The sequence below is a fragment of the Agromyces sp. S2-1-8 genome (assembly GCF_021129215.1).
Classification (GTDB): Bacteria; Actinomycetota; Actinomycetes; order Actinomycetales; family Microbacteriaceae; genus Agromyces; species Agromyces chromiiresistens.
The window spans coordinates 1,725,502-1,751,442 of record NZ_JAJOLP010000001.1; the positions used below are offsets into that span (position 1 = coordinate 1,725,502).

General features: G+C 71.6%; 23 protein-coding genes and 1 pseudogene. 13 read left to right on the plus strand and 11 right to left on the minus strand.

Annotated features, from left to right (window positions below; all coding sequences use genetic code 11):
- Positions 1–48 precede the first annotated feature (48 nt).
- The 7 genes from LR269_RS07835 to nagB all read left to right on the plus strand — a co-directional run bounded on the left by LR269_RS07835 (position 49) and on the right by nagB (position 7,895).
- Complete coding sequence (locus LR269_RS07835; protein WP_374201162.1) at positions 49–1,221, plus strand: ROK family protein; 1,173 nt, start codon at positions 49–51, stop codon at positions 1,219–1,221.
- Between the two features lie 70 nt (positions 1,222–1,291).
- Entirely contained in the window at positions 1,292–2,539 is a 1,248-nt protein-coding gene (locus tag LR269_RS07840; RefSeq protein WP_231430181.1) for an extracellular solute-binding protein, read from the plus strand.
- Positions 2,540–2,691: 152 nt separating this feature from the next.
- Positions 2,692–3,681: a carbohydrate ABC transporter permease gene (locus LR269_RS07845; protein ID WP_231430182.1), complete on the plus strand. Its 990-nt coding sequence runs from the start codon at positions 2,692–2,694 to the stop codon at positions 3,679–3,681.
- Positions 3,678–4,637: a carbohydrate ABC transporter permease gene (locus LR269_RS07850; protein ID WP_231430183.1), complete on the plus strand. Its 960-nt coding sequence runs from the start codon at positions 3,678–3,680 to the stop codon at positions 4,635–4,637. Before LR269_RS07845 ends, LR269_RS07850 begins: the two co-directional genes overlap by 4 nt.
- Positions 4,634–6,166, plus strand: a complete 1,533-nt coding sequence (locus tag LR269_RS07855) for a glycoside hydrolase family 3 protein (protein WP_231430184.1) — start codon at positions 4,634–4,636, stop codon at positions 6,164–6,166. Before LR269_RS07850 ends, LR269_RS07855 begins: the two co-directional genes overlap by 4 nt.
- Positions 6,163–7,125, plus strand: coding sequence for an ROK family protein (locus LR269_RS07860; RefSeq protein ID WP_231430185.1), 963 nt, complete (start codon positions 6,163–6,165; stop codon positions 7,123–7,125). The genes LR269_RS07855 and LR269_RS07860 overlap by 4 nt, the downstream gene beginning before the upstream one ends.
- Positions 7,110–7,895: a glucosamine-6-phosphate deaminase gene (gene nagB / locus LR269_RS07865; RefSeq protein ID WP_231430186.1), complete on the plus strand. Its 786-nt coding sequence runs from the start codon at positions 7,110–7,112 to the stop codon at positions 7,893–7,895. Before LR269_RS07860 ends, nagB begins: the two co-directional genes overlap by 16 nt.
- A gap of 84 nt (positions 7,896–7,979) precedes the next feature.
- Here the strand turns inward: nagB and LR269_RS07870 are convergent, their stop codons facing one another.
- On the minus strand, positions 7,980–8,573 hold the full coding sequence (locus LR269_RS07870; RefSeq protein ID WP_231430187.1) for a TetR/AcrR family transcriptional regulator: 594 nt from the start codon (positions 8,571–8,573) through the stop codon (positions 7,980–7,982).
- A 167-nt stretch (positions 8,574–8,740) separates the two neighbouring features.
- Here LR269_RS07870 and LR269_RS07875 point away from each other — a divergent pair, with 167 nt between their 5' ends.
- Positions 8,741–9,796 (plus strand): hypothetical protein, encoded by a 1,056-nt coding sequence (locus LR269_RS07875; RefSeq protein ID WP_231430188.1) that lies wholly within the window; start codon positions 8,741–8,743, stop codon positions 9,794–9,796.
- 57 nt (positions 9,797–9,853) lie between these two features.
- On the opposite strand, the gene LR269_RS07880 is transcribed toward LR269_RS07875, so the two are convergent.
- From LR269_RS07880 to LR269_RS07890, 3 genes are read right to left on the minus strand one after another with little or no spacing between them, the layout of a single operon-like run.
- Complete coding sequence (locus LR269_RS07880; protein WP_231430189.1) at positions 9,854–10,228, minus strand: YrdB family protein; 375 nt, start codon at positions 10,226–10,228, stop codon at positions 9,854–9,856.
- A 24-nt stretch (positions 10,229–10,252) separates the two neighbouring features.
- Complete coding sequence (gene purU / locus LR269_RS07885; RefSeq protein ID WP_231430190.1) at positions 10,253–11,125, minus strand: formyltetrahydrofolate deformylase; 873 nt, start codon at positions 11,123–11,125, stop codon at positions 10,253–10,255.
- Positions 11,126–11,151: 26 nt separating this feature from the next.
- Positions 11,152–12,009: an Ig-like domain-containing protein gene (locus LR269_RS07890; RefSeq protein WP_231430191.1), complete on the minus strand. Its 858-nt coding sequence runs from the start codon at positions 12,007–12,009 to the stop codon at positions 11,152–11,154.
- Positions 12,010–12,053: 44 nt separating this feature from the next.
- On the opposite strand from LR269_RS07890, the gene LR269_RS07895 reads away from it, so the two are divergent.
- Positions 12,054–12,314 carry a hypothetical protein gene (locus LR269_RS07895; protein ID WP_231430192.1) on the plus strand — a complete coding sequence of 87 codons (261 nt, stop codon included), beginning with the start codon at positions 12,054–12,056 and terminating at the stop codon, positions 12,312–12,314.
- 101 nt (positions 12,315–12,415) lie between these two features.
- Here LR269_RS07895 and LR269_RS19090 read toward each other — a convergent pair.
- From LR269_RS19090 to LR269_RS07925, 7 genes and pseudogenes are all read right to left on the minus strand, one after another.
- Positions 12,416–13,144 (minus strand): annotated as a pseudogene (locus LR269_RS19090) (RNA polymerase sigma factor); the annotation flags it as partial.
- A gap of 356 nt (positions 13,145–13,500) precedes the next feature.
- Positions 13,501–14,676 (minus strand): N-acetylglucosamine-6-phosphate deacetylase, encoded by a 1,176-nt coding sequence (nagA, locus tag LR269_RS07900; protein ID WP_231430193.1) that lies wholly within the window; start codon positions 14,674–14,676, stop codon positions 13,501–13,503.
- Positions 14,677–15,462 (minus strand): DeoR/GlpR family DNA-binding transcription regulator, encoded by a 786-nt coding sequence (locus LR269_RS07905; protein WP_231430194.1) that lies wholly within the window; start codon positions 15,460–15,462, stop codon positions 14,677–14,679.
- Positions 15,459–16,319, minus strand: coding sequence for a class II fructose-bisphosphate aldolase (locus LR269_RS07910; protein ID WP_231430195.1), 861 nt, complete (start codon positions 16,317–16,319; stop codon positions 15,459–15,461). Before LR269_RS07910 ends, LR269_RS07905 begins: the two co-directional genes overlap by 4 nt.
- Positions 16,316–17,311: a 1-phosphofructokinase family hexose kinase gene (locus LR269_RS07915; RefSeq protein WP_231430196.1), complete on the minus strand. Its 996-nt coding sequence runs from the start codon at positions 17,309–17,311 to the stop codon at positions 16,316–16,318. Before LR269_RS07915 ends, LR269_RS07910 begins: the two co-directional genes overlap by 4 nt.
- Positions 17,308–18,321, minus strand: a complete 1,014-nt coding sequence (locus LR269_RS07920) for an ROK family protein (RefSeq protein WP_231430197.1) — start codon at positions 18,319–18,321, stop codon at positions 17,308–17,310. Before LR269_RS07920 ends, LR269_RS07915 begins: the two co-directional genes overlap by 4 nt.
- A gap of 4 nt (positions 18,322–18,325) precedes the next feature.
- Positions 18,326–19,195 (minus strand): SIS domain-containing protein, encoded by an 870-nt coding sequence (locus tag LR269_RS07925; RefSeq protein WP_231432282.1) that lies wholly within the window; start codon positions 19,193–19,195, stop codon positions 18,326–18,328.
- A 396-nt stretch (positions 19,196–19,591) separates the two neighbouring features.
- Here LR269_RS07925 and LR269_RS07930 point away from each other — a divergent pair, with 396 nt between their 5' ends.
- From LR269_RS07930 to LR269_RS07945, 4 genes are all read left to right on the plus strand, one after another.
- Positions 19,592–20,845 (plus strand): extracellular solute-binding protein, encoded by a 1,254-nt coding sequence (locus LR269_RS07930; protein ID WP_231430198.1) that lies wholly within the window; start codon positions 19,592–19,594, stop codon positions 20,843–20,845.
- Positions 20,846–20,891: 46 nt separating this feature from the next.
- Positions 20,892–21,887 carry a carbohydrate ABC transporter permease gene (locus tag LR269_RS07935; RefSeq protein WP_231430199.1) on the plus strand — a complete coding sequence of 332 codons (996 nt, stop codon included), beginning with the start codon at positions 20,892–20,894 and terminating at the stop codon, positions 21,885–21,887.
- Positions 21,888–21,889: 2 nt separating this feature from the next.
- Positions 21,890–22,819: a carbohydrate ABC transporter permease gene (locus tag LR269_RS07940; protein ID WP_231430200.1), complete on the plus strand. Its 930-nt coding sequence runs from the start codon at positions 21,890–21,892 to the stop codon at positions 22,817–22,819.
- Between the two features lie 189 nt (positions 22,820–23,008).
- Positions 23,009–25,885 (plus strand): discoidin domain-containing protein, encoded by a 2,877-nt coding sequence (locus LR269_RS07945; protein WP_231430201.1) that lies wholly within the window; start codon positions 23,009–23,011, stop codon positions 25,883–25,885.
- Positions 25,886–25,941: the final 56 nt, after the last annotated feature.

A 25,941-nucleotide genomic window follows, 5' to 3' on the forward strand; every position in this document is an offset into this window, starting at 1 on the left:
CCGGTCACTGCGGAGCCGACGCACACCACCTCGGTGGCGGCTTCCGACCTGCTCACCGTTCCGTTCGCGGGTGCGCCGATCTTCACCCGCTCGCGCGCCCTGCGGCCCACGAGCAAGGTGCTGCCCGAGCACGCCCGGAGCCACAACCGCGCGCTCGTGCTGCAGACCCTCTACACGGCGGGCGGCCAGAGCCGCGCCGACGTCGCACGTGAGACCGGGCTGACCCGGGTCACCGTCTCCGACCTCGTCGCCGAGCTCATCGCCGAGGGCCTCGTCGTCGAGCTCGGCCCGCGCGAGGGCGTCCGGCCCGGCAAGCCGGCGACGATCATCGACGTCGACCGCGCCGCGTTCCAGATCCTCGGCCTCGACCTCTCGGGGCACGAGGTGTTCCACGGCGTCGTGACCGCCCTCGACGGCACCATCCTCGAGCGGGTCTCGCTCGAGCGCGCCGGCGCCACCGGCGAGCAGGCCGTCGAACTCGTCGAGTCGATCGTCGAGCGCCTGCTCGGCCGCGCGACCGCGCCGGTGCTCGGCATCGGCGTCGGATCGCCCGGTGTCGTCGACCCGCTCGGCGTCGTGCGGTCGGCGCCGAACCTCGGGTGGTTCGACCTGCCGCTGCAGGCCCGGCTGGCGGCCCGCACCGAACTGCCCGTGCACGTCGCGAACGACGCGAACGTCGCCGTGCTCGCCGAGCACGGCGCGACCCCGCTCGACGACCTCCTGCTCATCAAGATCGGCCACGGTGTCGGCGCCGGCCTCATCGTCGGCGGCCGCCCGGTCATCGGCGGCGGCTTCGCGGCCGGCGAGATCGGCCATGTCGTGGTCGGCACCGACGGCGGCCCCCGCTGCGCGTGCGGCAAGGACGGATGCCTCGAAGCCTGGCTCGCCGTTCCGCGACTGACCGAGCAGCTCGACTCGCTCGCGGGCGAGCCCGCCGCCGTGCAGGCCGCGCGCGACGAGATCCTGCGCGAGGCCGGGCGTCGGCTCGGCATCGTGCTCGCGCCCGTGGTGGGCGCACTGAATCTGACGGAGGTCGTGCTCAGCGGCCCCGCCGAACTGCTCGACGGCCCGTTCCACGACGCGACCGTCGACACCCTCCGGCAGCGGACGATGGCGGTGCTCAACCGTGATCTGAGGCTCCGGATGTCCGAGCAGGCGGAGGACGTCGTCCTCCGCGGCGCGGCCGTCATGGTCCTCTCCGGACAACTCGGGGTCTCGTGAGGGACTCCACGCACCAAGGGTGACAGCGAACCCCCGCTGCCAGCCCAACCCCCATGAAAGGAAACGACAAATGAGGAAACTCGGCATTGTGGCCCTCGGTGCCGCGGCTGCCCTGACCCTCGCCGGTTGCAGCACCGGTGGCGGCGACAACGGTTCCGCCGACGGCGGCGAGATCACCGTCTGGGTCGTCGGCACCGACACCCCGAAGGAGGCCCGCGCCTACCTCAAGGACACCTTCGAGTCCGAGAACAAGGGCTGGACCCTCAACGTCGAGGAGAAGACCTGGGCCGACGTGAGCGACACCTACGCCGCCGCGCTCCAGTCCAACGACTCGCCCGACGTGGTCGAGGTCGGGAACACCCAGACGGCGAGCTTCGCCGACCAGGGCCTCTTCCTCCCGCTCGACGACTTCGACAGCTCGGCGTACCTGCCGGGCCTCGTCGACTCGGCGACCTACGACGGCGAGCTCTACGCCGCACCGTACTACGCCGGCGGCCGCATCGTGTTCTACAGCCCCGAGGTCCTCGGCGACACCGCCCTCCCCACGACGCTCGACGAGTACGTCGCGACGGGCGAGGCTCGCAAGACCGACACCGTCTCGGGCATCTGGGCTCCGGGCCGCGACTGGTACAACGCGCTGCCCTACGTCTGGGAGCACGGCGGCTTCATCGCCGAGCAGGAGGGCGACGAGTGGAAGGCCGGCTTCTCGAGCGAGGGCGGCATCGAGGGCCTGACGCAGCTGCAGCAGGTCTACCTCAAGGCGTCGAACGCGCCGAAGGACGGCGACGAGACCGACCCCCAGGTGCCGTTCTGCGCCGGTGAGGTCCTCTTCCTCTCGGCACCCGCGTGGGTGCAGTGGTCGATCACGGCTCCGGCCGACGCCGAGGCGCCCGGCTGCCCCGACACCTACGGCAAGGACCTCCAGGCCTTCCCGCTCCCGGGCGGCACGGCCGGTGAGACCGCGCCGATCTTCGCCGGTGGCTCGAACATCGCCGTCGCGACGAAGAGCGCGAACCCCGAGCAGGCTCGCGCCGCGCTCGACATCATGGCGGGCGAGGGCTACCAGAAGCTCCTCGCCGAGGGCGGCCTCACCCCGGGTCTGACGGCGGCTGCGTCGTCGCTGCCCGACACCCCGATCGCGAAGGCCCAGGCCACCGCGCTCGAGAACTCGAAGGTCACCCCGACCACTCCGAAGTGGGCCGAGGTCGAGGCCTCGCAGATCATCCAGGAGGCGCTCGTGAAGATCGCCCAGGGTGGCGACGTGCCGACCATCGCGGCCGACCTCGACAAGCAGATCGAGGAGATCCTCAACAGCTAGCCTGTTGAGCCCCGCGGGGGCGGAGTCCCACACAGCTCCGCCCCCGCTCCTCTGCCCGGCCACGGCCGGAAGCGGATCGAGCGGCGCCGGTGCCGCGAGTCGTACCATCAGTCATACCCGCGTCCCCCTCGCGGTCACCCAGAGGAGCAGCCATGAGCGCAACCCTCACCGAGCCTGACGCAGCGCCGCGCACGCCGACCACCAGACCACCCCGTCCCCCGAAGGGCTCCTCCGCAGGCGCCCGCAAGAAGAAGCCGCTGCCGTGGGCGCCCTGGGCGCTGCTCGGCCCCAGCATCGCCCTCCTCATCGTGATGGTCGTCTACCCGACGATCGTGATGTTCATCACCTCGTTCACGAACCTCGAGATCAAGAACAAGATGCTCGGCACGGCGCCCGACTTCGTCGGGTTCGACAACTACCTCGAGATCTTCACCGACTCGCAGTTCCCCCAGGTGCTCGCCCGCAGCCTCGGCCTCATGGTCGTGCTCACCGTGCTCATCGTCGTGTTCGGCATGCTCATCGGGCTGACCCTGACGAAGCTCTCGAAGGCCTGGCGCCTCGCCGTCTCGATCGCGCTGCTGTTCGCCTGGGCGATGCCGCCGCTCGCCGCGACCGTCGTCTGGGGCTGGATGTTCGACACCGACTACGGCGTCGTCAACTGGGCCCTCAACACGATCACCGGCACGCAGGACTGGCGCGGCCACGGCTGGCTCGAGAACCCGTGGTCGTTCATGATGGTGCTCGTCATCATCGTCACGTGGCAGAGCATCCCCTTCGCCGCGATCACCTTCTACGCGGGCCTCGGCCAGGTCCCCGACGAGGTCATCGAGGCGTCGTCGCTCGACGGCGCGAGCGCCTGGCAGCGGTTCCGGCTCATCATCCTGCCGTACATGCGCAACGTCATCACCGCCGTGCTCGTGCTCGAGACCATCTGGAACCTGCGCATCTTCACGCAGGTGTACTCCCTGCAGCAGCAGGGCGGCCTCGCGAGCGAGACGAACGTGCTGCCGACCTACCTGTTCCGCCAGGGCATCGGCGAGTTCGGCACGACCGCCGCGATCGGCGTGTTCATGATGATCCTGCTGATGAGCATCTCCTACTTCAACGTCCGCAACTCCCTGAAAGACGAGGAAGAGCTGTGAGCATCAGTCCCGGAATGCAGCTCGCCGAAGAGCCCGGGTCGGTCGCGGCCGACACGCGCGCCGCCACCACGATCCGCGACGGCGGCCGCCTCGGCCGGCGCGCCGGCCGCCGCAAGGGCCTGTTCGGCCGCATCGGCCTCAACGCCTGGGCACTCGTCATCATCGTGTGCTCGATCTTCCCGGTCTACTGGATGGTGAACATGTCGTTCACCCCCTCGAACCAGATCATCAGCCGCAACCCGAGCCTGCTGCCGCTCGACTTCACGTTCAAGAACTACGTCACGGCATGGACCCGCGAGGCGGCGCCCGGCCAGACCGACTTCCCGCACGCGCTCGGCTCCAGCATCATCGTCGCCGTCGCGGTCGTCGTGGTGGGCGCGGTCTTCGCCTTCCTCGCGTCGATCGCGCTCTCGCGCTTCGCGTTCCGCGGCCGGGTGTTCTTCATCGTCGCGGTCCTCGTCGTGCAGATGGTGCCGGGCGAGGCGATGATGTTCACGATCTACAACATGATCGACGACTGGCGCCTCATGAACACCCTGCTGGGCCTGTTCATCGTGCACCTCGCCGCGGTCGTGCCGTTCACGATCTGGACGCTGCGCGGCTTCGTCAAGGGCGTGCCCGAGGAGCTCGAGGAGGCGGCCATGATCGACGGCTGCACCAAGGCCCAGGCATTCTGGAAGGTCACCTTCCCGCTCATGGCGCCCGCGCTCGTCTCGACCGGCATCTTCGCCTTCATCCAGAGCTGGAACGAGTTCCTGATGGCCCTGCTCCTGCTCAAGGGCTACAACCTCACCCTCCCGCCGTGGCTGAACTCGTTCCAGTCGGCGACCGAGGCGACCAACTGGGGCGCCGTCATGGCCGGTTCGACCCTCATCACCCTGCCCGTCGTGATCTTCTTCCTGTTCGTGCAGCGGCGGATGGTCGGCGGCCTCGTGGCCGGAGCCGTCAAGGGATGAGCGCCGCCACTCAGACCGGTGATGCCGTGGCGCTGCACCGGGACATCCTGACGACCCTGCTTCCCGCATTCGTGGGGCCGGTGGCCCCCGAGTGGGTGCTCGCCCGGCTGCGCGCCGGCCTCGGCGGCATCTGCCTCTTCGGCGAGAACGTCGTCGACCCCGAGCAGTTGCGCGCGCTCAACGCGAGCCTGCGCGAGGCGAACCCCGAGGCCGTCATCGCGATCGACGAGGAGGGCGGCGATGTCACCCGGCTCTTCTACGACCGCGGGGCGCCGTTCCCCGGCAACGCCGTGCTCGGCCGCATCGACGAACCCGAGCTCACCCGTCGGGTCGCGGCCGAGGTGGGTCGTGCGCTCGCCGCGACCGGCTGCACGGTGACCTTCGGGCCCGACGTCGACGTGAACGCCAACCCCGACAACCCGGTGATCGGCGTGCGGAGCTTCGGCGCCGACCCGGCGCTCGTCTCGCGGCACAGCGCCGCATGGGTCGAGGGCCTGCAGCAGACCGGCATCGCCGCGAGCGCCAAGCACTTCCCCGGGCACGGCGACACCGCGACCGACTCGCACCTCGCGCTTCCGGTCGTCGACGTGCCGCTCGCGACGCTGCGCGATCGCGAGCTCGCGCCGTTCGAGGCGGCGATCGCGGCGGGCACCCGCACGATCATGACCTCGCACATCCTCATCCCGCAGCTCGATGCGGAGAACCCGGCCACCCTCTCCCCGCGTATTCTGCACGGCCTGCTCCGCGGGGAGCTGGGGTTCGAGGGCGTCATCGTGAGTGACGCCCTCGACATGAAGGGGGCGAGCGGCGTGCACGGCATACCCGAAGCCGCTGTGCGCGCCCTCGCCGCCGGTTGCGACCTGCTGTGCATCGGCGCCGACAACACCGACGCCCAGATCAGCGAGATCGTCGACGCCGTCGCACAGGCGATCGCGTCCGGCCGGCTCCCGGTCGATCGGGTTCGCGACGCCGCGGCACGGGTGCGTGCCCTCGGGGCCACGGCCCCGGCGGTGCCCGAGGGCCCCGCCGCGCCCGATGTGATCGAGCCCGCCCACGACGACGAGGAGATCGCCCGCGTGGTCGGGGCGTTCGAGGTGTCGGATGACGCGAGCGAACGCCTCTCGCGAACGTCGGGCATCGGCACGGTGATCCGCGTCGACACGGTGGCGAACATCGCCATCGGCGTCGCGCCGTGGGGGCCGTTCGCGGCCGAGGCGGTCGCCGAGCGCCCGTCGTGGCTGAGCCGTGCCGAGATCGTCCCCCTCGACGAGGGGTCCGGACTCGCCGACCCCGCCGCCCTCTCCGGCTCGGTGCTCGTCGTCGGCAAGGACCTGCACCGGCACGCGTTCGCCCGCGCCGCGATCGACGCGCTCCGCGCCGTGCGCGACGACGTCGTGACGATCGACATGGGCTGGCCGTCGCACGATCGCGCCTATGCGGACGTCGCGACCTTCGGGGCCTCCCGCCTGGTCGGCGATGCGGTGCTCGCCTTCGTCGACGGCGCACTCGCGCCGTTGGCGGCCCGGTGAGCCTCGGTGGCGTCGTGCGGCTCGGCATCGACATCGGCGGTACGAAGACCGCCGCAGTGGCGATCGGCGACGGCGGCGAACTGAGCGACCAGGTGCGCATGCCGACCGGGTTCGGCGCCGACGCGGTGGTCGAGACCGCCCTGCGCACCGTCGAACGCATGGCGGAGGTCTCGGGGCTCGGCACGGGCGCCTTCACCTCGATCGGCATCGGCATCCCCGGAGCCGTCGACAACGAGACGGGTCGGGTCGCGCATGCCGTGAACCTCGGGCTCGAGGGCCTCGACCTCGGCGCGCGGCTCGCCGACCGGCTGGGCATCGACGTGCGCATCGAGAACGACGTCAAGGCCGCGGCGCTCGGCGCCCACCACCTGCTCGGCCGCACGGACGACCGGGCGGACGCAGGCGTCGTCGGCGAACGGTCGATGGCCTACCTGAACCTCGGCACCGGTCTCGCCGCAGGCATCGTGCAGGGCCGGCGCCTGCTGCGCGGCGGGCACGGCGTCGCCGGCGAGATCGGGCACATCCCGGTCGATCCGGCCGGTGATCGGTGCGGGTGCGGGCAGCGCGGCTGCCTCGAGACGTTCGCGTCGGGGTCGGCGATCGCGAGAACCTGGCCGACGCTCGCCGAGCTGCCCGCCCGAGAACTCTTCGACGCGGCCGAGGCCGGTGACGCCGAGGCGGTGCGGGTGCGCGAGCGGTTCCTCTGGGGCGTCGCCGCCGCGGTGCGGCTCCTCGTGCTGACCGCCGACGTCGACGACGTCGTCATCGGCGGGGGGCTCGCCGCGCTCGGCGACCCGCTCGTCGTCGGCACGCGCCGTATCCTGAACGAGTGGGCCGCCGACTCGGCGTTCCTCGCCTCACTGGATCTCGCTGAGCGGGTCCAGGTCATCCCCCTCGGTTTCCCGGCAGCGGCAGTGGGCGCTGCCCTGGTTGGAGTAGCGCAATGGCAGAAGTCGTAATCGTCGACAGCGACGAGGCCGCCGGCGAGCTCGTCGCCGACGCGATCGTCTCGCTCATCAGGCGGAAGCCCGATGCGGTGCTCGGGCTCGCCACCGGTTCGACCCCGCTCGCGAGCTATCGCGCCCTCGCCGCGCGAATCTCGGCCGAGTCGATCGACGTGCGGGGCGTGCGCGGGTTCGCGCTCGACGAGTACGTGGGGCTCCCGGCGGGCCACCCCGAGAGCTATCGGGCCGTCATCACCCGCGAAGTCGTCGAACCGCTCGGCCTCACGCCCGAGCTCGTGCGAGTGCCGAACGGCGACCCGGCGACGATCGAGCACGCGGGCGCGGACTACGAGGCCGCGATCACCGCGGCCGGCGGGGTCGACCTGCAGATCCTCGGCATCGGCCGCACGGGCCACATCGGCTTCAACGAGCCGGGCTCGTCGCTCGCGTCGCTCACCCGCGTGAAGACGCTCACCGAGCCGACCCGCATCGACAACGCACGGTTCTTCGACTCGCCCGACGACGTGCCGATGCACTGCATCACGCAGGGGATCGGCACGATCCTGCGGGCGCGGCATCTCGTGCTCCTCGCCTTCGGCGAGGCCAAGGCCGAGGCGGTCGCCGCCGCGGTCGAGGGCGGGGTCTCCGCGAGCCAGCCCGGATCGGCGATCCAGCTGCACCCGCACGCGACGGTGATCGTCGACGCCGCGGCCGCATCGCGGCTCGCCAACCTCGACTACTACCGGCACGCCTGGGCGAACAAGCCGGCCTGGCAGGGCATCTGACCGCCGCTCCACGAGTACGGATGCCTCGGGCGCGCGTCGCTCCGAGGCATCCGTCGTCGTCGCCCGTGACGGGCCCGACGCGGGTCAGTGGGGGAGGGCCTCGGGGAGGGCTGCGAGGTACGCATCCTCGTCGAAGCCGTCGACGAGCTGCCGTTGCACGACGAAGCCCGGCCCGAGGGCGATGAGCACCGGCGTGAGGCGAGCCGCCCATGCCTCGGGGGCGCCGTCGATGCGGTCGGCATTGGCCTCGCCCCACTCGACGAGCTGGGTGCGCAGCGTCTCGCGCAGGCGCACGAGCACGCCCTGCACGAGTTCGCGGATCTCGTCGTCGATCGCGGCCTCGGCCCAGAGCTGCAGCAGGATGCGGCTGAACCCCTCGTGGCGCATGCCGTCGACGATCGTGGCCATGACCTCGCCGGGCGAGAGCGGGCGCCCGTCGTCGGCGCGGCGGGCGAGCAGCTCGGATCGACGGGCCTCGAGCGTTCGCGCGGCGACGGCCGCGACGAGGTCGCGCTTGCCGGTGAAGTGCCCGTAGATCGCGCCCGCCGACAAGCCCGACTCCGAGATGATGTCGGCCATCGAGGTGCGCTGGAAGCCCTTCTCCGAGAAGGCGCGCAGCGCGGCGTCGAGGATCTCGTCGCGGCGGGCGGCGCGATGCTCGGCGGTGACCTTCGGCATGGTCGCCTCCTCGTCGCAAACAGAATGAACGTTCTTGACAAGCATAGGCTGCGGGCGCATTCTTATAAAGAACGAACATTCGTTTTATAGATGCCGATGAGGCGGGCCGGCCGGGCCGAACGCCGCTGCCCGCCGCCACGGCCGCTCGCCCTGAGGAGGCGCCAACCATGCCCCACGCCGATGCCGTGAACCGGCATACCCCCATCGCACGCGTCGTCGGACTCGGCCTCGCCCTCGCCGCCGTCGTCGCGGTCATCGTGCTCGCCTTCTCGTGGCCGTCGGTCACGGCGGAGGCGAAGGACCTGCCGATCGCGATCACCGGCCCGGCCGAGGCCGTCGATGCGGCCGAGGCGGCCGTCGACGAGCAGCAGCCGGGCGCGATCGCGTTCGTCGAGGTCGACGACCGTGATGCCGCCGTCAGCGCGATCGAGACCCGCGAGGTCTACGGCGCCGTGGTGCTCGGCCAGGCGCCAGAGGTGCTCACCACGTCGGCCGGGAGCCTCGTCGTCGCCCAACTGCTCGGCACGGTCGCGACGAACCTCGAAGAGGGCGTCAACGCGCAGGCGGCGGCCGCCGCAGAGGCGGCCGGTGCTCCGACCGCGCCGCCGCACATCGACGTCGCGGTCACCGATGTCGTACCGCTCGCCGACACCGACCCGCGCGGCACGGGGCTCGCGGCCGCGCTCTTCCCGCTCGTGCTCGGCGGCATGCTCGGCGGCATCGCCATCTCGCTCTCGGTGATCGGCGCGATGCGCCGGGTGCTCGCCGTCGTGGTCTACGCCGCCGCGGGCGGGCTCGTGCTCGCCGGCATCCTGCAGGGCTGGTTCGGTGCGCTGCAGGGCGACTACTGGCTCAACGCCGCCGCGATCGGACTCGCCCTCGCAGCGATCGCGGCGCCGATCACGGGCTTCGTCGCCCTCTTCGGCCGGGCCGGCATCGCCGTGGGTCCCGTCGTCATGCTGCTGTTCGCCAACCCGATCTCGGCGGCGGCGATCCCGAAGGAGTTCATCGCCGAGCCATGGGGCGAGATCGGCCAATGGTTCCCGCCGGGCGCCGCCGCGACGCTCGTGCGCGACCTCTCGTACTTCCCGGCGGCCGACACGACCTTCCCGTGGCTCGTGCTCGCCGCGTGGGCCGTCGGCGGGCTGCTGCTCAGCGTGGTGGGGCACTTCCGCACGGCGGGCGGCGCGGAGCCCGATGCCGAGGCGGCCGTGGAGGCCTGAAGGCTCGGCAGCGACCACGCACCCCGCCCGCCCGGCAGGCGGAGCGGGGTCGCGTCGTCAGCCCGCCAGTTCCTTGCGCCCGTTGATGATGCCGCTCACTGCGGCGATCACGGCGAAGACGACGGCGACGACGGGCTGGCCCATGATCCACCACGCGATCGCGGCCGACGAGAACACGGCGATCTCGACGAGCGCCTTCACGAACGGGTCGACCCGGAAGACGGCCTTGGGTGAGCGGAACAGGCCCCAGAGCAGGATCGCCAGCGCGGGGGCGCCGATGCCGACGAGGATGCCCGGCCACGGCAGCGCGAACGCGGTGAAGCCGAAGATGCCGAGCGAGACGATCGCGAACAGCTCGAGGAAGAACCGCAGGATGTCGTTCGGCCCGATCTTCGGCTGGGCGGACTGCGCGGGCTGGGGTGCGTTGCTCACAACCCTCGAGTCTACCCGCGCGACTCAGCGGAAGATGATGGTGCGGGCGCCGTCGAGCAGCACGCGGCGCTCGGCGAACCACTTGACCGCCTGGCTGAGGGTGCGGCTCTCCTCGTCCTGGCCGATCGCGACGAGCTCGGCGACGGATCGCGAGTGGTCGACGCGCACGACGTTCTGCTCGATGATCGGGCCCTCGTCGAGGTCGCTCGTCACGAAGTGCGCCGTCGCCCCGATGAGCTTCACGCCGCGCGCGTGGGCCTGCCGATAGGGGTTCGCGCCCTTGAATCCCGGCAGGAACGAATGGTGGATGTTGATGCAGCGGCCCGCGAGGGCCTCGCACAGCTCGGGGGAGAGGATCTGCATGTACCGGGCGAGCACGACGAGCTCGATGTCGTGCTCGTCGATCGCGGCGAGCACGCGCCGCTCGAACTCGGCCTTCTCGGCGGGGCTGGTGACCGCGGCCGACTCGAACGGGACCCCGTAGAAGTCGACGAGGTCGCGCAGCGTGCCGTGGTTCGAGAGCACGAGTGGGATCTCGACCGGCAGCTGCCCCGCACGCTGGCGGAACAGCAGGTCGTTGACGCAGTGCCCGGCCGTCGAGGCGAGCACGAGCGTGCGCAGCGGCCGGCCGACCTCGTCGAGGTGCCACTGCATGCTCCAGCGCTCGGTCACCGGCGCGAGCGCGGCCTCGAAGTCGGCACGGGTGGCCGGCGACTCGACCTGCAACCGCATGAAGAAGCGGCCGGTGTCGAGGCTCGCGAACTGCTGGCTCTCGGTGATGTTGCCGCCGGAGGCGACGATGGCACCTGAGATCGCGTGCACGATGCCCGGTCCGTCGACGCAGCTCAGGGTCACGACCCAGTGGTACAGGCGTTCTGGCGCGGCATCCGTCGTCATCCGCCCAGATTACCGGGCGCGCGGCCTCAGCCGGCGCTCGGGGAGGCCGTGACCGGCTCGTCCTGGGAGGACGTGGCCTGGCCGACGGGACCCACTCGGTCGCCGACGCGGTAGCGCACGGTCATCGACCGGAGCGACTCGGCGTCGTCGACGAGCCGGAAGCGCGCCGAACCGCGTCGGTCGAGCGTGAACGTGTGCCACGTCGAGCCGTCGACGACGAGATCGGCGTCGGCGCCCGCGATCCCGTCACTCACGTCGATGCGCCAGAGGATGCCCTTCCAGACGAAGAGCTTGAGCCTCGGCGGCGTCGCGAGGTGCACCGCGAACTCGGTCGGTTCGGACTGGTTGCCCGCCACGTCGACCTGCACGGCGCGGTAGACGGAATCGCCTGCAGGCACGCCGTCGAGGGTCAGCGACCAGGCGCCATCGGCGTCGGCGGTGGTCTGCCAGCCGCCCGCGGTCGAAGACGTCGCCGCGATTCGTGCGGCTCCGGCGCCGGCGCTCACCGTGACCGTCGCTCCGGGCTCGGCGGTGCCCGAGACGACGGGCTCGACGAGCCCCCCGCCGGTGTCCGGTTCGAAGACCTCGGGCGCCAGCGCCTCGGTGTCGATCGGCGTGGGCGTCGGCGTGGGCGTGGGCGTGGGCGTGGGCGTCGGCGTGGGGGTCGGCGTCGGCGTGGGGGCCGGCGTGGGCGACGGTGTCGGTGCGGGAGCCGGCGGCGTGGATCGCGCCTCGGTGTCGCCCGGCGCAGGGGCGGGGTCCGCGACGGCATCGTCGACGGGCGGAACCGGCGCCGACTCGTCGACGGGTGGGGGCGGTGCGGCGGGGGCCGGCGCCTCGGCTGCCTCGGGGGCTGCCGGCGGCTCGCCGACGGCGTCGTTCACGGGGGGCGGCGACGGGATCGTTCGTCGCGACCAGGCTCGGTGCGATGACGGCGATCGCGACGGCCGCCGCGGCGAGCACCAGTGCCCCCGCGCCGATCGCGACACCCGTGCCGACCGCGACCCCCGAGCCGGCGGCACCGGCCGAGCCCGCGGCTCCCGTCGACGACGCAGCACCAGAGGAACCGGCCGCGCTTGCCGCGCCCGCCGTCCCGGTCGACGCGGCGCCGGCTCCTGCAGCGCCCACGCCGCCGGCACCCATGGCGAGGGTCGTGACGGCCGTGCCCTGGGACAGCCAGGCCGAATAGGCGGTCGCACCGCCGATGCCGGCCGCGAGCGGCAGCAGCACGAGCGCGAGGCGCGAACCGACCTCCCGGGCCTCGGCCGCCACGATCGTGCAGCGGGCGCAGTCGTCGAGATGGGCCTCGAGCTTCGCCGTGTCGCGGGCGCGCAGCTTGCCGCGGGTGTACGTGCCGAGCCGATCGATCGTCCAGCGGCACTCTGGCTCGGTCGCGTTCTTGAGGTGCGCCTGGATCCACGCCTGGCGGAGACCCTCGCGCGCCCGGTACGCGAGCGCAGCCGTCGAGTTCGCGCTCATGCCGACGAGCGGAGCGATCTGCTGCGGCGTCATCCCCTCGACCTCGCTGTACCAGAGCACCTCCTGCCACCTGGTGGGCAAGGATCGGAAGGCCTGCGCCGTCGTCGAGCGGTCGAGCGCCTCGAGGGTCGCCGACTCGCTCGTCTCGGGGTCCTCGAACGACTCGAGGGTCTCGAGGTTCGTCTCGTGGCGTGCGCGGCCCCAGCTCGCGGCCGTGTTCCGGATGGTCGTGAACAGATACGGGCGGAACGCGGCCGTCGGGCCCTTGCCCGCGAGAATCGCGTCGTAGATGCGCGTGAACGACTCGGCGACGAGGTCGTCGGGATCGAGCGAGCTGTACGAGCGGGCGACGGTCCTGCCCGAGGCCGCATGCCGCTGCCAGAGCTCGCCGTACGCCGCGGAGTCGCCCCGGCGGGTGCGCTCGATGAGCGCCGCGTCGGCGGCATGGTCGGTGCGCACGGGGGGCACGCGGCTCCTTCTGATCAGTGGGGTGCGGTCGGCGGATCGGGTCGTCACCCGCGGGCGCGAGTGGTGGCCCACCCGAGAGACGCGAGAACGGGCTGATCATGACGCGCCCGGGCGGATGTCACCAATTCCAGCAGATTTCTCCGGGAATCGCGTCATAGATCCGCATCGACCCCGTCTCATGGGGTGAGGGCGTGAGAATCGCCCTCCGAGAACCGCCGTCTCGGGGACCCGAAGACCGAGACGGCCGCCGGGTACCCGCCGGCGGAGCAGCGGTCGCGCCGGGGGAGGCGCGTCGCTCGATCGGGCTGGGGTCCGGAGGCGATGGGGAACACGCCTCGGGGCCCCGCCCTCGCTCTCGACTGGCCCACCCTCTCTCGTCAGACGCGATCGGGAACAGGGCAGCGCTCAGGACTGCGCGCCCCCGGAGATCAGACCAGCCGGACGCCGCCCGACCACACGGCCTGCACGTCGAGCTGCTCGCCGAGCAGCACCGCATCCGCCGCGTAGCCGCGATCGAGCCGGCCGAGGTCGTGCGCTCGGCCGATCGCCGCTGCGGGCACCATCGTGAGCGCCGCGATCGCCTGGTCGAACGGGATCCCGCACTCGACGACCGTGCGGCGGAGCGCCTCGTCGAGCGTGAGCGTCGAGCCGGCGATCGATCCGCCCTCGCGCAGGCGCGCGATGCCGTCGGCGACGACGACCTCGAGCGACCCCAGGACGTACTCGCCGTCGGCGGCGCCGGCCGCGGCCATCGCGTCCGTGATGAGGGCGACCCTGCCGGGGGCGCCCGAGAACGCGAGCCTCACGACGTCGGGGTGCACGTGCACGCCGTCGTTGATGATCTCGAGGGTCACGTGGTCGGCGTGCATCGCCGCCACGACCGGCCCGGGGGCACGGTGGTGGATGCCTCGCATGCCGTTGAACGCGTGCGTCAGGATCGACGCCCCCGCATCGAACGCCGCGAGCGCCGTCGCGAAGTCGGCGCCCGTGTGCCCGACGGCGACGACGACCCCCGCATCGACGAACCGCGCGATCGCCGCGGCGGCGCCGTCGTGCTCGGGGGCGATGGTGATCTGGCGCAGCGTTCCGCCCGCGGCGGCGAGCAGCAGGTCGACCGCCCCGGTGTCGGGCGCACGCAGGAGCGCCGGGTCGTGCGCACCGCGGTACCCGTCGTCGAGGAACGGCCCTTCGAGATGCGAACCGAGCACCCGCGGGTCGCGCGCCGCGAACCGCGCGATCGAGGCGACCTGCTCGGCGAGCCGATCGACGGAAGCGGTCACGAGCGAGAGCACCGAGCGCGTCGTGCCGTGCGCGTTGTGCACCGCGAGGATGGCCTCGATCGCCTCGTCGCCCTCGTCGGCGGCGAAGCCGCCGGCGCCGTGGCAGTGCAGGTCGATGAACCCGGGTACGAGGAACCGCCCCGAGGCATCCGTCACGCTCGTCGCCGGGTCGAGTGCAGCGCGCCATCCGTCGCCGAGCCCGCGCTCGGCGACGCGGCCGCCCTCGAACCGCACCCACGCGTCGGGGACGCTGTCGAAGCCCGACACGAGGCGCGCCGAGTGGATGACGGTCGAAGCAGGCGAGGATTCGTCGGGGGTGCTCACCTAAGCAACGATAACGTCGTACCCGTGGTCGGCGAGACGGGCCAGCTGCTCCTCGGTGACCCCCGAATCGGTGATGATCGTCGAGAAGAGCCGCCGCGGTCCGATCGCCGCGAATGCCCGCTTGTCGAGCTTCGACGAGTCGGCGACGATCACGGGGTGCGTCGCGCGCGACGCCATCAGCGCGTTGACCGCCGCCTCCCGTTCGTCGTGCGAGGTCGGGCCGAGCGCCGGGTCGATGCCGTTGACCCCGATGAAGGCGTAGTCGAGCGTGACGCTGCCGAGCACCGCGTCGGTGTAGGCGCCGACGAGCTCGTACGAGCGCGCGTGCACGACGCCGCCCGTGACGACCGTCTTGATCTGGGGCCGGATCGCGAGCTGCATGGCGATGTTGATCGCGTTCGTCACGACGGTGAGGCTCGGGTCGGTCGCCGGCTCCATGATGTCGGCACGCGACATGAGCGCCTCGACGATCGCGGTCGCCGTCGTGCCGCCGCACAGCCCGATCACGGCGCCGCGCGGCACCATCGCGCTCGCGGCCCGCGCGATCGCGGCCTTGGACTCGGGGTTCTGCTGGTTCTTGTACCGGATGGGAAGGTCGTACGCGACCGAATGCGCGACCGCGCCGCCACGGGTGCGGGTGAGCAGTTGCTGGCTCGCGAGCGCGTCGAGGTCGCGACGGGCGGTCGCGGGCGACACGTTCAGCCGTTCGACGATCTGCTCGACCTCGACCTGCCCGCCGTCGGCGAGAAGATCGAGGACGGCGCTCAGCCGTTCCGCGCGATTCATCCGATCCCGTCCTTCCCGGCCCCGGCCGAGGCGAAGAGCCGCAGCATCCGGCCCGCTTCGATGCGCACCGCGTCGCGGCCCGCCGCGACGTACTTGCGAGAGTCTACGGCGGCGGGGTGCTCCGCGAGGAACTCCCGGATCGCCCCCGTGAACGCCTTGTTCAGGTGCGTCGACACGTTGATCTTGGTGAGGCCGGCGGCGATGCCGGCGACGATCGTCTCGTCGGGCACGCCCGACGACCCGTGCAGCACGAGCGGCACCGGCACGGCGGCGTGCAGCCGGGCGATGAGCTCGAGGTCGAGCGCGGCGACGCGCTCGGTCATCGCGTGCGACGAGCCGACGGCCACCGCGAGCGCGTCGACGCCCGTCTCGGCGACGAAGCGGGCCGCCTCGTCGGGGTCGGTGCGGACGCCGGGGGCGTGCGCGCCGTCCTTTCCGCCGATCTCGCCGAGCTCGGCCTCGACGAGCACGCCGCGCGTCGCCGCTGCGGCGACGACCCGCTGCGTGGTCGCGACGTTGTCGGCGAAGTCGAGCTTCGCCCCGTCGTACATGACCGAGCCGAACCCGAGGTCGATCGCACGCAGCGCGAGCCCGGCGTCCTCCGCGTGGTCGAGGTGCACGGCGACCCGCGCCGTCGACGCCTCGGCGACCGCGAGCGTGGCCCGTGCGATCGGTTCGAACGCGCCGTGGTAGTGCACGCAGTTCTCCGAGAGCTGCAGGATCACGGGCAGCCCGGTCTCCTCGGCGGCGCCCGCGAGCGCCTCTGCCGTCTCGAGGTGGAGCACGTTGAACGCGCCGACGCCCGTACCGGCGGCGGCCGCGGCCTCGAGGATGGTGCGGGTGGACGTGAGCGTCATGCGGTGGCCTTCGGTTCGGAGGTGGAGAGCGGGGTCTCCGGGCCGCCGTCGATCTCGACGACGACCCGGGACTCGAGGCTCGCGTGCTCGGGCGAGAGCGCGCCGGCGAGCGGCATGAGCACGGCCGACGCCGACCACGCCGTGGCCCGGCGTGCGAGCGCGACGCGCGCCCCTTGCTCGGCCGGGTCGGTCGCGAGTGTCGGTGCGGCGGCGAGGGCCGCGGCGATCGCGGCGACGGCGGCGTCGCCGGCGCCGGTCGCGTTGCCGCGCAACGGCTCGGCGAGGCGGGCGCGGATGCCTCCGGCCTCCGCCGCGGCGACGACCATGAGCCCGTCGGAACCGAGCGAGACGACGACGAGGCGGGCACCGGCCTCGATGAGGACGCGGGCGCCCGCCATCGGGTCGGTGAGGCCGGTGACCTCGGCGAGTTCGTCGCGGTTGGGCTTCAGCACGGTCGCACCGGCACGGGCGGCCGCGACGAGCGCCGGGCCGCTCGTGTCGACGATGACGGCGGTGCCGGCTGCGACGAGCTCCGCCACGAGGGCCGCGAGATCGGCGGGGTCGAGCCCCGGCGGCAGGCTGCCCGAGACGGCGACGACCGAGGCCGTACGACCGAGCCGGGTGGCCTCGGCGAGGAACTGCGCGGACTCCGCGGCCTCGAGCGGGGCGCCGAGCTCGTTGAAGATCGTGGTCTCGCCGCTCGCCTCGTCGACGAACGCGAGGCTGCGCCGGGTCTCGCCCGCGACGGTCACGGTGCGGTGGGCGATGCCGCTGCGTTCGAGATCGGCGACGAGCCGGTCGCCGGCTGCGCCCCCGGCGGTCGTGAGCGCGAGCACGTCGTGGCCCTCATCGGCGAGCACGCGCGCGACGTTGAGGCCCTTGCCGCCCGCGCGCGAGACTCCCGCGGGCACACGGTGGGTCTCCCCGGGGCGCAGCGCGTCGACGTGCCAGGTGAGGTCTTCGGCGGGGTTCGCCGTCACGGTGAGGATCACGATGCCGTCTCCTCGCCGGGGTTTCGAGGCACCCGCGCGTCGTACTCCGAACCATGGGATGCCGCGAGGTCGCGCGCGGCGAGCGCCGTGCCGAGCAGGCCCGCATCGTCGCCGAGCGACGCGCGCACGAGCACGGGCCGCCGGTGGAAGCTCAGCAGCGCGTCGAGGCGGTCGCCCAGGGGGTCGAACAGCGCCGGGCCGGCCTGCGACAGGCCGCCGCCGATGACCACGGCCTCGGGAGCGAGGTTCGCGACGAGTCGTGCGAGGGCCTGGGCCAGAGCCTCGATCGCGTCGTCCCAGATGCCGCGCGCGGTGGCGTCGCCGGCGCTCGCGGCAGCGAGCACCGCCCGTGCGCCCGCGACCGGCCGACCGGTCGCGGTGGCGTACCGGCGCGCGATCGCGCCGGCTGAGGCGATCGTCTCGAGGCATCCGATCGCCCCGCACGCGCAGCGTTCACCCGCCGGGTCGGCGAGCGAGTGCCCGAACTCCCCGGCGTAGCCGCCGCCGGCGTACGGACGTCCTCCGATCAGGATCGAACTCGCGATGCCCGTGCCGATCGCGAGCACGACGGCGTCGTCGTAGCCGCGCGCCGCGCCGAGCCGGTGCTCGGCGTCGCCCGCGGCGCGGACGTCGTGCCCGAAGGCGACCGGGAGGCCGAGCGCGCCCTCGGCGAGGTCGCGGATGGGCGCATCGCGCCAGCCGAGGTTCGACGAGAAGATGCCGATGCCGGCCACTTCGTCGACGAGCCCCGGAACACTGACGCCGACGGCGACCGGGACGACGCCGGGCGCGTCGGCGCGGAGCGCGTCGGCGAGCTCGGCGAACGATCGCGCGATCGCGCCGGCCGGGTCGTGCGCGTCGAGCGGCGTCGGCGTGCGGCGGAGCCCGAGCACCCGGCCCGAGGCATCCACGAGACCCGACTTGGTGTCGGTGCCGCCGACGTCGAATGCGAGCACGGCGGCGCCGGGACCCAGCGGAGCCGGGTCCTCCCTCATCGGCTCGGCGGTCATCGGGTCAGCCCTCGAGGATGACGGACCGCGTGAGGTTGCGGGGCTGGTCGGGGTCGAGCCCGCGGGCGAGCGCACGGGCGAGCGAGACGCGCTGCGCGCGCACGAGGTCGGCCATGGGGTCGAGCGTGCTCGTCTCGAACCGGGCGCCGGTCGCGGCCACATCGGCGGCGAGGCCCTCGGGCGCCTCGCCGAACTGCCAGGTCACCCGGCCGGGCGCGGCGATCGCGATCGGCCCGTGGCGGTATTCCATCGACGGGTACGACTCGGTCCACGACTGCGACGCCTCGCGCATCTTGAGCGCTGCCTCGTGGGCGAGGCCGACGCCCCAGCCGCGGCCCAGGAACGTGTACTGGTCCGCCTCGACGAGCGCGGGGTCGAGGTCGCTCGCGAGCGCACGCTCGGCATCGGCGATCGCGGGGGCGAGGTCCTCGCCGAGCGAGGCGCGGAACAGGGCGAGCGCCGTCGTCGCGAACCGGGTCTGCACGACCGACTGCTCGTCGGCGAACGGCAGGGTGATCGCGTCGTCGACGAGGCCGACGAGCGGCGACGAGGCGTCGCCGATGACCCCCACCGTGCGGACCTCGCCGCGCAGCTCCTCGACGAGTTGCAGCACCTCGGTCGTGGTGCCGGAGCGCGTGAGGGCGACCACCGCGTCGTAGCCGCGGAGCGCGAACGCCTCGGAGGCGGCGAACGCGTCGGTCTCGCCGTGGCCGCCCGACTCGCGCAGCCACGCGTACGACTGCGCCATGAACCAGCTGGTTCCGCAGCCGACGACCGCGATGCGCTCGCCGCGCCGGGGGAGGCGCGACTGCTCGTCGCGCAGCTCGGCCGCGCGCGCCCACGTCTCGGGCTGCGAGGCGAGCTCGGCGGCCATGTGGGCGGCGGGGGCGGATGCGCTGGGCACGGTCACGGGATCTCCAGTCGGTGGGGCGGGCCCGGCGACGCAGGGCACTGACGCAGCAATGATTGCAGATGACTGCAATCCGTGTCCAGCGATCATTGAAAAGATCGTTTCCCATCACTACCCCGCAAACACGGGGTTTGTGAGGGATCTGAACAAAATCTGATAACAAATGGCTTCCGCGGCTTGACGGCCGTGAGGCATCCGGAATAGATTGCCCAGCGTCGAATGAACGCACCTGATCATTTGTTCGACGAAACGTTCATGAAACTGCAATTGATTTCACGATCACTGCAGCTTTCGAGCGAACGCACTGGCGCGTGACCCTTCGCCGCCGGTGCGCCGACCACCAGAGTGAGGAAGCATTCAATGAAGAAGTCACTGCGCCTGGGCGCCGCGATCGCGCTCGCGGCCACCGCGTCGCTGACGCTCGCGTCGTGCGGTTTCGGCGGCGGCAACGGCAGCGACGGCGGCGACGCCTCCGGCAAGACCACGCTCAACATGCTCGTTCCGAGCTACTCCGACGCCACCCAGGACAACTGGGACACCGTCATCGAGGGCTTCGAGAAGGAGAACCCCGACATCGACGTCAAGCTCGAGGTCCAGTCGTGGGACAACCTCGAGTCGGTCATCACGACGAAGATCCAGGGCGGCGAGGCCCCCGACATCTACAACGGCGGCCCCTTCGCCGGCTTCGCGGCCGACGGCCTGCTCTACGAGACGAAGGACGTCGTCTCCGACGACACCTACAGCGACTTCCAGGACTCGTTCCTCGCGAACGCCGAGGTCGACGGCACCGCGTACGCGCTGCCCCTCATCGCCTCGGCCCGCGCGCTGTTCGTCAACAACGACCTCCTCGAGCAGGCCGGCGTGAGCGCTGCGCCGACCAACTGGGACGAGCTGCTCGACGCGGCCACCAAGATCTCGAAGCTCGGCGGCGGCGTGGCCGGCTACGGCATGCCGCTCGGCTCGGAAGAGGCGCAGGCCGAGGCGGCCGTGTGGCTCTGGGGCGGCGGCGGCACCTTCGGCGACGCCGAGGAGATCACGGTCGACATCCCCGAGAACCTGCCGGGCGCCGACCAGATCAAGAAGATGATCGACGCGGGCGCCACGCAGGCCGACCCGGGCTCGACCGACCGCACCCCGCTCATGGAGATCTTCGTCCAGGGCAAGATCGGCATGCAGGTCGGCCTCCCGCCGACCGTCGGCCAGATCGAGGACGGCAACCCCGACCTGAACTACTCGATCGTCCCGATCCCGACGAAGGACGGCTCGCCCTTCACGCTCGGCGTCATGGACCAGCTCATGGCCTTCCAGAACGACGGCGACAAGCAGGACGCGATCAAGAAGTTCTTCGACTACTACTACTCGGCCGACGTGTACGTGCCGTGGGTGCAGGCCGAGGGCTTCCTCCCCGTCACCAAGTCGGGTGCCGAGCAGCTGAAGGACGACGAGGCGCTCGCGCCGTTCCTCGAGGTGCTGCCCGACGCGCAGTTCTACCCGAGCTCGAACCCCAAGTGGCAGGCCACCGACGGCGCGTTCAAGTCGCTGTTCGGCCAGATCCAGTCGAAGCCCGCGCAGGACGTGCTGACCGAGATCCAGGCGCAGGTCGACGCGAGCTGACGCTCGCCTCGATCCCACACGGAAAGGGTTCGGTGATCCTCGCACCATGAGCTCCACGACCGACGCATCACCGAACCCGACGGGGGCGGCCGCAGGCCGCCCCCGTTCCGGGGGATCGCCGGCAGGCGGGAAGGGCGCGAAGCCCGCCCGCCGAGGCAAGCCCGGCGGCCGCGACCTCGCCGCCGCCCTTCCCTGGATCACCCCCGCGCTGATCCTCATCTTCGGCGTCGTGCTGTTCCCGGCCGTCGTCATGTTCTACAACTCGACCCGCGACATCTCGCTCTCGGGGCTCGACAAGGGCTCGGTCGGCTTCGACAACTACGTCGAGGTCTTCCAGTTCCCGTACTTCTGGCCGATCTTCTTCCGCACGATCGTCTGGGTCGTCGTGGTCGTGGCGTTCACCGTCGTGATCTCGCTCGGCCTCGCCCAGATCCTCAACAAGGCCTTCCCTGGCCGACAGCTCGTGCGGCTCGTCGTGATCATCCCGTGGGCGGCCTCGGTCGTGATGACGACGATGGTCGTCTACTACGGCCTCGAACCGTACTTCGGCATCATCAACAAGTTCCTCGTCGACATCGGACTCGTCGACACCCCCGAGGGCTACGGCTGGACGAAGAACCCGACCACCGCGTTCATGTGGTCGATCATCGTCGCGATCTTCGTGTCGCTGCCGTTCACGACCTACACGATCCTCGCGGGACTCGCGACCGTGCCCGGCGACACGCTCGAGGCCGCGAAGATGGACGGCGCTGGCTCCGTGCGCACCTACTTCACGATCGTGCTGCCGCAGCTGCGCGGGGCGCTCAGCGTCGCGGTGCTCATCAACATCATCAACGTCTTCAACTCGCTGCCGATCCTGCGGGTGATGACCGGGTCGATCCCGGGCTACGACGCCGACACGATCATGACGATGATCTTCAAGTACATCCAGAACCAGCACAAGGTCGACGTCGCGTCCGCGCTCTCGGTCGTCGCGTTCGTCATCGTCATCGTGATCGTCGCGGTGTACGTGAAGGTCGTCAAGCCCATGAAGGAGGTCTGACCGTGACCGTCACCGAAACCCGCGCGATGCTCGCGAGTGACGCCGGCCACGGGGCATCCGGCCGCCAGACCCCGCCCCGCAAGCGTCGCTACACCGAAGACCAGGTGCCCCTCGGCCGTGTGCTGCTGCGCATGTTCGCCGGGCTCATCGTGCTCGCGGTCTTCATCGTGCCGTACCTCATCATGTTCTTCGGCTCGGTGAAGACGAAGTCGCAGATCCTGTCGGTCGACCCCACCTACTTCCCCACGGAGTGGCACTGGGAGAACTACCTCGACATGTGGTCGACGCCCGAGACGCCGCTGCCGCAGAACATGGTCTCGACGATCGTGATCTCGGTCTTCGCGACGCTGCTCGTGCTCGCGGTCGCGCTGCCCGCGGCGTACTACACGGCGCGGTTCAAGTTCCCGTTCCGCTTCGTGTTCCTCTTCCTCGTGATCGTCACGCAGATGCTGCAGCCGGCGGTGCTCACCTCGGGCCTGTTCCGGCAGTTCACCGCGCTCGGCATGATCGACACCTGGGCGGCGATGATCTTCATCAACGCGGCGTTCAACCTGTCGTTCGCCGTGTGGATCATGCACTCCTTCTTCGCGGGCATCCCGAAGGAGGTCGACGAGGCCGCCCAGATCGACGGCGCCGGCCGGCTCACGGTGCTCTTCAAGATCAACCTGCCGCTCGTCTGGCCGGGCATCGTGACCGCGATCGTGTTCACCTTCGTCGCCTGCTGGAACGAGTTCGCGGCCTCGCTCGTCATCCTCTCGACGGCGGGCAACCAGCCGATGTCGGTCGCGCTCACCAAGTTCGTCGGCCAGTACTCGACGAGCTGGCAGTACGTGTTCGGCGTGTCGATCGTGGCGATCATCCCCGTCGTCGTGCTGTTCATGCTCATCGAGAAGCGCCTCGTCGGCGGCCTCACGGCGGGCAGCGTCAAGTAGGCGCTCGTCGTAGTGCAGAGGGCGGATGCCTCGGGGTCGACCCGAGTCGTCCGCCCTCGTCGTTCGCGGCGATCGCCCGGGCACGGCCCCGGGGAGTCCCGGCCTTGACGGGGACCGCCGGCATCTCCTAGGTTCGAGCCAACTTAGTTTGTTTACTCAATGAAGTTGGCGAGGACGAGGAGGTCCAGGGTGAGCGGCACACGAACTCCCAGTACGCATCGAGCGGCTCGGCGAAGGGGCGCGGCGGCGATCGCGGCGCTCGGGCTGATGGCGGGACTGCTCGCGACGACCCCCGCGCCGGCGCAGGCGGCGACCAACGACGCCCCCGAGGTCATTCCCGCGCTGCAGACGTGGACCGGGGGCGAGGGCGCCTTCGTCCTCGGCGCCGAGAGCCGGATCGTCGCCGACGCCGACCTCGAGTCGGTCGCGCGCCAGTTCGCCGACGATCTCGAGGCCACGACCGGCTTCGCGGCCGAGGTCGCGGTCGGCGCCGATGCGCGCCCCGGTGACCTCACGCTGGATCTCGACCCGGGCCTCGAGCACGCCGACGGCGGCGAGCTGTTCCGCGCCGAGGGCTACCGGCTGACGATCGACGGCGACGGGGTGGAGATCGTCGCCCCGGCCTCGCAGGGCGCCTTCTACGGCACTCGGACCGTGCTGCAGGGGCTCGTGCAGTCGCCCCAGCGCAACTCGCTGCCCGCGGGCGAGACCGTCGACTGGCCGAACCACGGCGTGCGCGGATTCTCGCTCGACGTCGGGCGCCGCTTCTTCACGCCCGAGTTCGTGCGCGACTACATCACCATGATGAGCTGGTACAAGCTCAACGAGTTCCAGATCCACCTCAACGACAACGAGATCGCCCGTCCGGCGGGCGGCTGGAAGGACGCGTACGACGGCTTCCGGCTGAAGAGCGACGACCCCGCGTTCGCCGGGCTCGCGTCGGAGGACGGCGCCTACGACCGCGCCGACTGGCAGAGCTTCGAAGACACCGCGGCCGCGCACGCGGTCGTGATCATCCCCGAGATCGACGCACCGGCGCACTCGCGCTCGTTCATCCGATGGAAGCCCGAACTCGGCTTCAACGGCGGCGACTCCGACCACCTCGACCTCTCCAAGCCCGAGTCGACCGAGACGATCAAGGCCGTCTTCGACGAGTTCGTGCCCTGGTTCGAGGGCCCCGACGTGCACTTCGGCGCCGACGAGTACCCGCGCTCGGGCGCCGACCAGTACCGCGAGTTCTTCAACACCATGGCCGAGCACATCCGCTCGCTCGGCAAGCAGCCGCGGGCCTGGGGCAGCATGAGCGTCATGCACGGCTCGGCCGACGGATACGACCGCGACGTGATCATCAACGCCTGGAACAACGGCTGGTACGGCATGGCCAAGGCCGAGGCCGACGGGTACCGCTACATCAACACGAACGACGGCGACCTCTACGTCGTGCCGTTCGCGAACTACTACCACGGCAACGGTCTGAACAACGCGGGCCTCTACGCCACGTGGCTTCCCAACCGGCTCGGCTCGACGGCCGTCGTGCCCGAAGGGGCGCCCGAGGGTGCGATGTTCGCGGTCTGGAACGACCTCGTGCACGAGGAGTACACCGAACTCGACGTGCACGGCCTCGTGCGCGACTCCTTCCCCGTGATCGCGCAGAAGACCTGGGACTCGCAGACCCCGACACGGTCGTACGGCGAGTTCGTCGCCGTGCAGCGGCGGATCGGCTCGGGTCCGGGGCTCACGACGATCGACCGGACGGGAGTCGCGCGGTCCGGCGAGCTGAGTCTCGGGGCGGCCGTCACCGCGTCGTCGAGCGGCGAGGGCACGCCGGCCGAGTCGTTGACCGACGGTCTCGCCCTCACTCGGTGGGCGACGACCGAGGACACGGCGGACGTCCGGATCGAACTCGCCGAGGCGGCGCCGGTCGGCCGGTTCGAGGTCGACTGGGCCGGGATCGCGCCGGCGAGCTACGACGTCGCGGTCTCCGACGACGGCGTGTTCTGGCAGCAGGTCGCCGACGACGTGGACGGCACCGCCGCATCGGTCGAGCTGGGCTCGCTGTCGGCGCGGTACGTCGCCGTGCGGGACATCCGCGCCGACGGCGGCGACCTCGGCGCCTGGCGGATGTCGGTCTTCGCACCCGAGCCGCTCACGAGCGGCGCCACGGCGACCGCCTCAGGCGTCGAGGCCGCAGCATTCCCGCCGAGCCTCGCGATCGACGGGGACGACAAGACGCGCTGGTCGGCGAACTACGTCGCACAGCCGTGGATCGCCGTGGACCTCGGGTCGGAGCAGCAGTTCGGCGAGGTCGTGCTCGCCTGGGAGGGAGCCTCGGCGAAGGACTACGTCGTCGAGGTCTCCGACGACGGGGCGACCTGGACCACCGCCGCGACGATGACCGGGCAGGCCGCGGGGGCGCGCGTCGACACCGTGGCGTTCGAGCCGGTCGACGCACGCCATGTCCGCGTGACGGTCACGGCGAAGAACCTGAGCCCGTACCTCAGCCTCTTCGAGCTCACGGTGCCGTCGATCGCGGAGGCCGGGGCATGGATCTCGGCCGAACTCTCGCCGGAGGCCCCCGACGGCCCCGACGGCTGGTACACCTCCGCCCCGAGCGCGAGCTTCGCCGCCGGCGGCACCGAGGGCGCGCCCTCGGGCGTCGAGGTGCGGATCGGCGACGGCGAGTGGTCGGCCGCCGACGGCCCCGTCGAGATCGGCGCACAGGGGGAGCAGCGGGTCGAGTACCGGGCGACCGTCGGTGATCGGCGGGTCGCGGGATACGGCATCGTCAAGGTCGACACGGTCGCACCGTCGGTGGAGGTCGGTGCAGACCGCCGGCCCGCGGTGAGCAGCCCGAGGAGTCCGGTGCGGTTCACGATCGAGGCGCACGACGACGGCGCCGGCATCGCGAGCGTCGAGTTCCGCCTCGACGGCGGCTCCTGGACGGCGTGGGACGGTGAGGATGTGGTCGTCGATGCCCCGGGACGCCACACGCTCGAGGCGCGTGCCACCGACCTGGTCGGGCACGTCTCCCCGGTCGCGAGCTCGCCTGCGCCAGGTCGCGGCTGAGATCGCGTGCGGGCCGCCTCGGCCCGCACGCGCACGGCGGATGCCTCGGGGTCGGC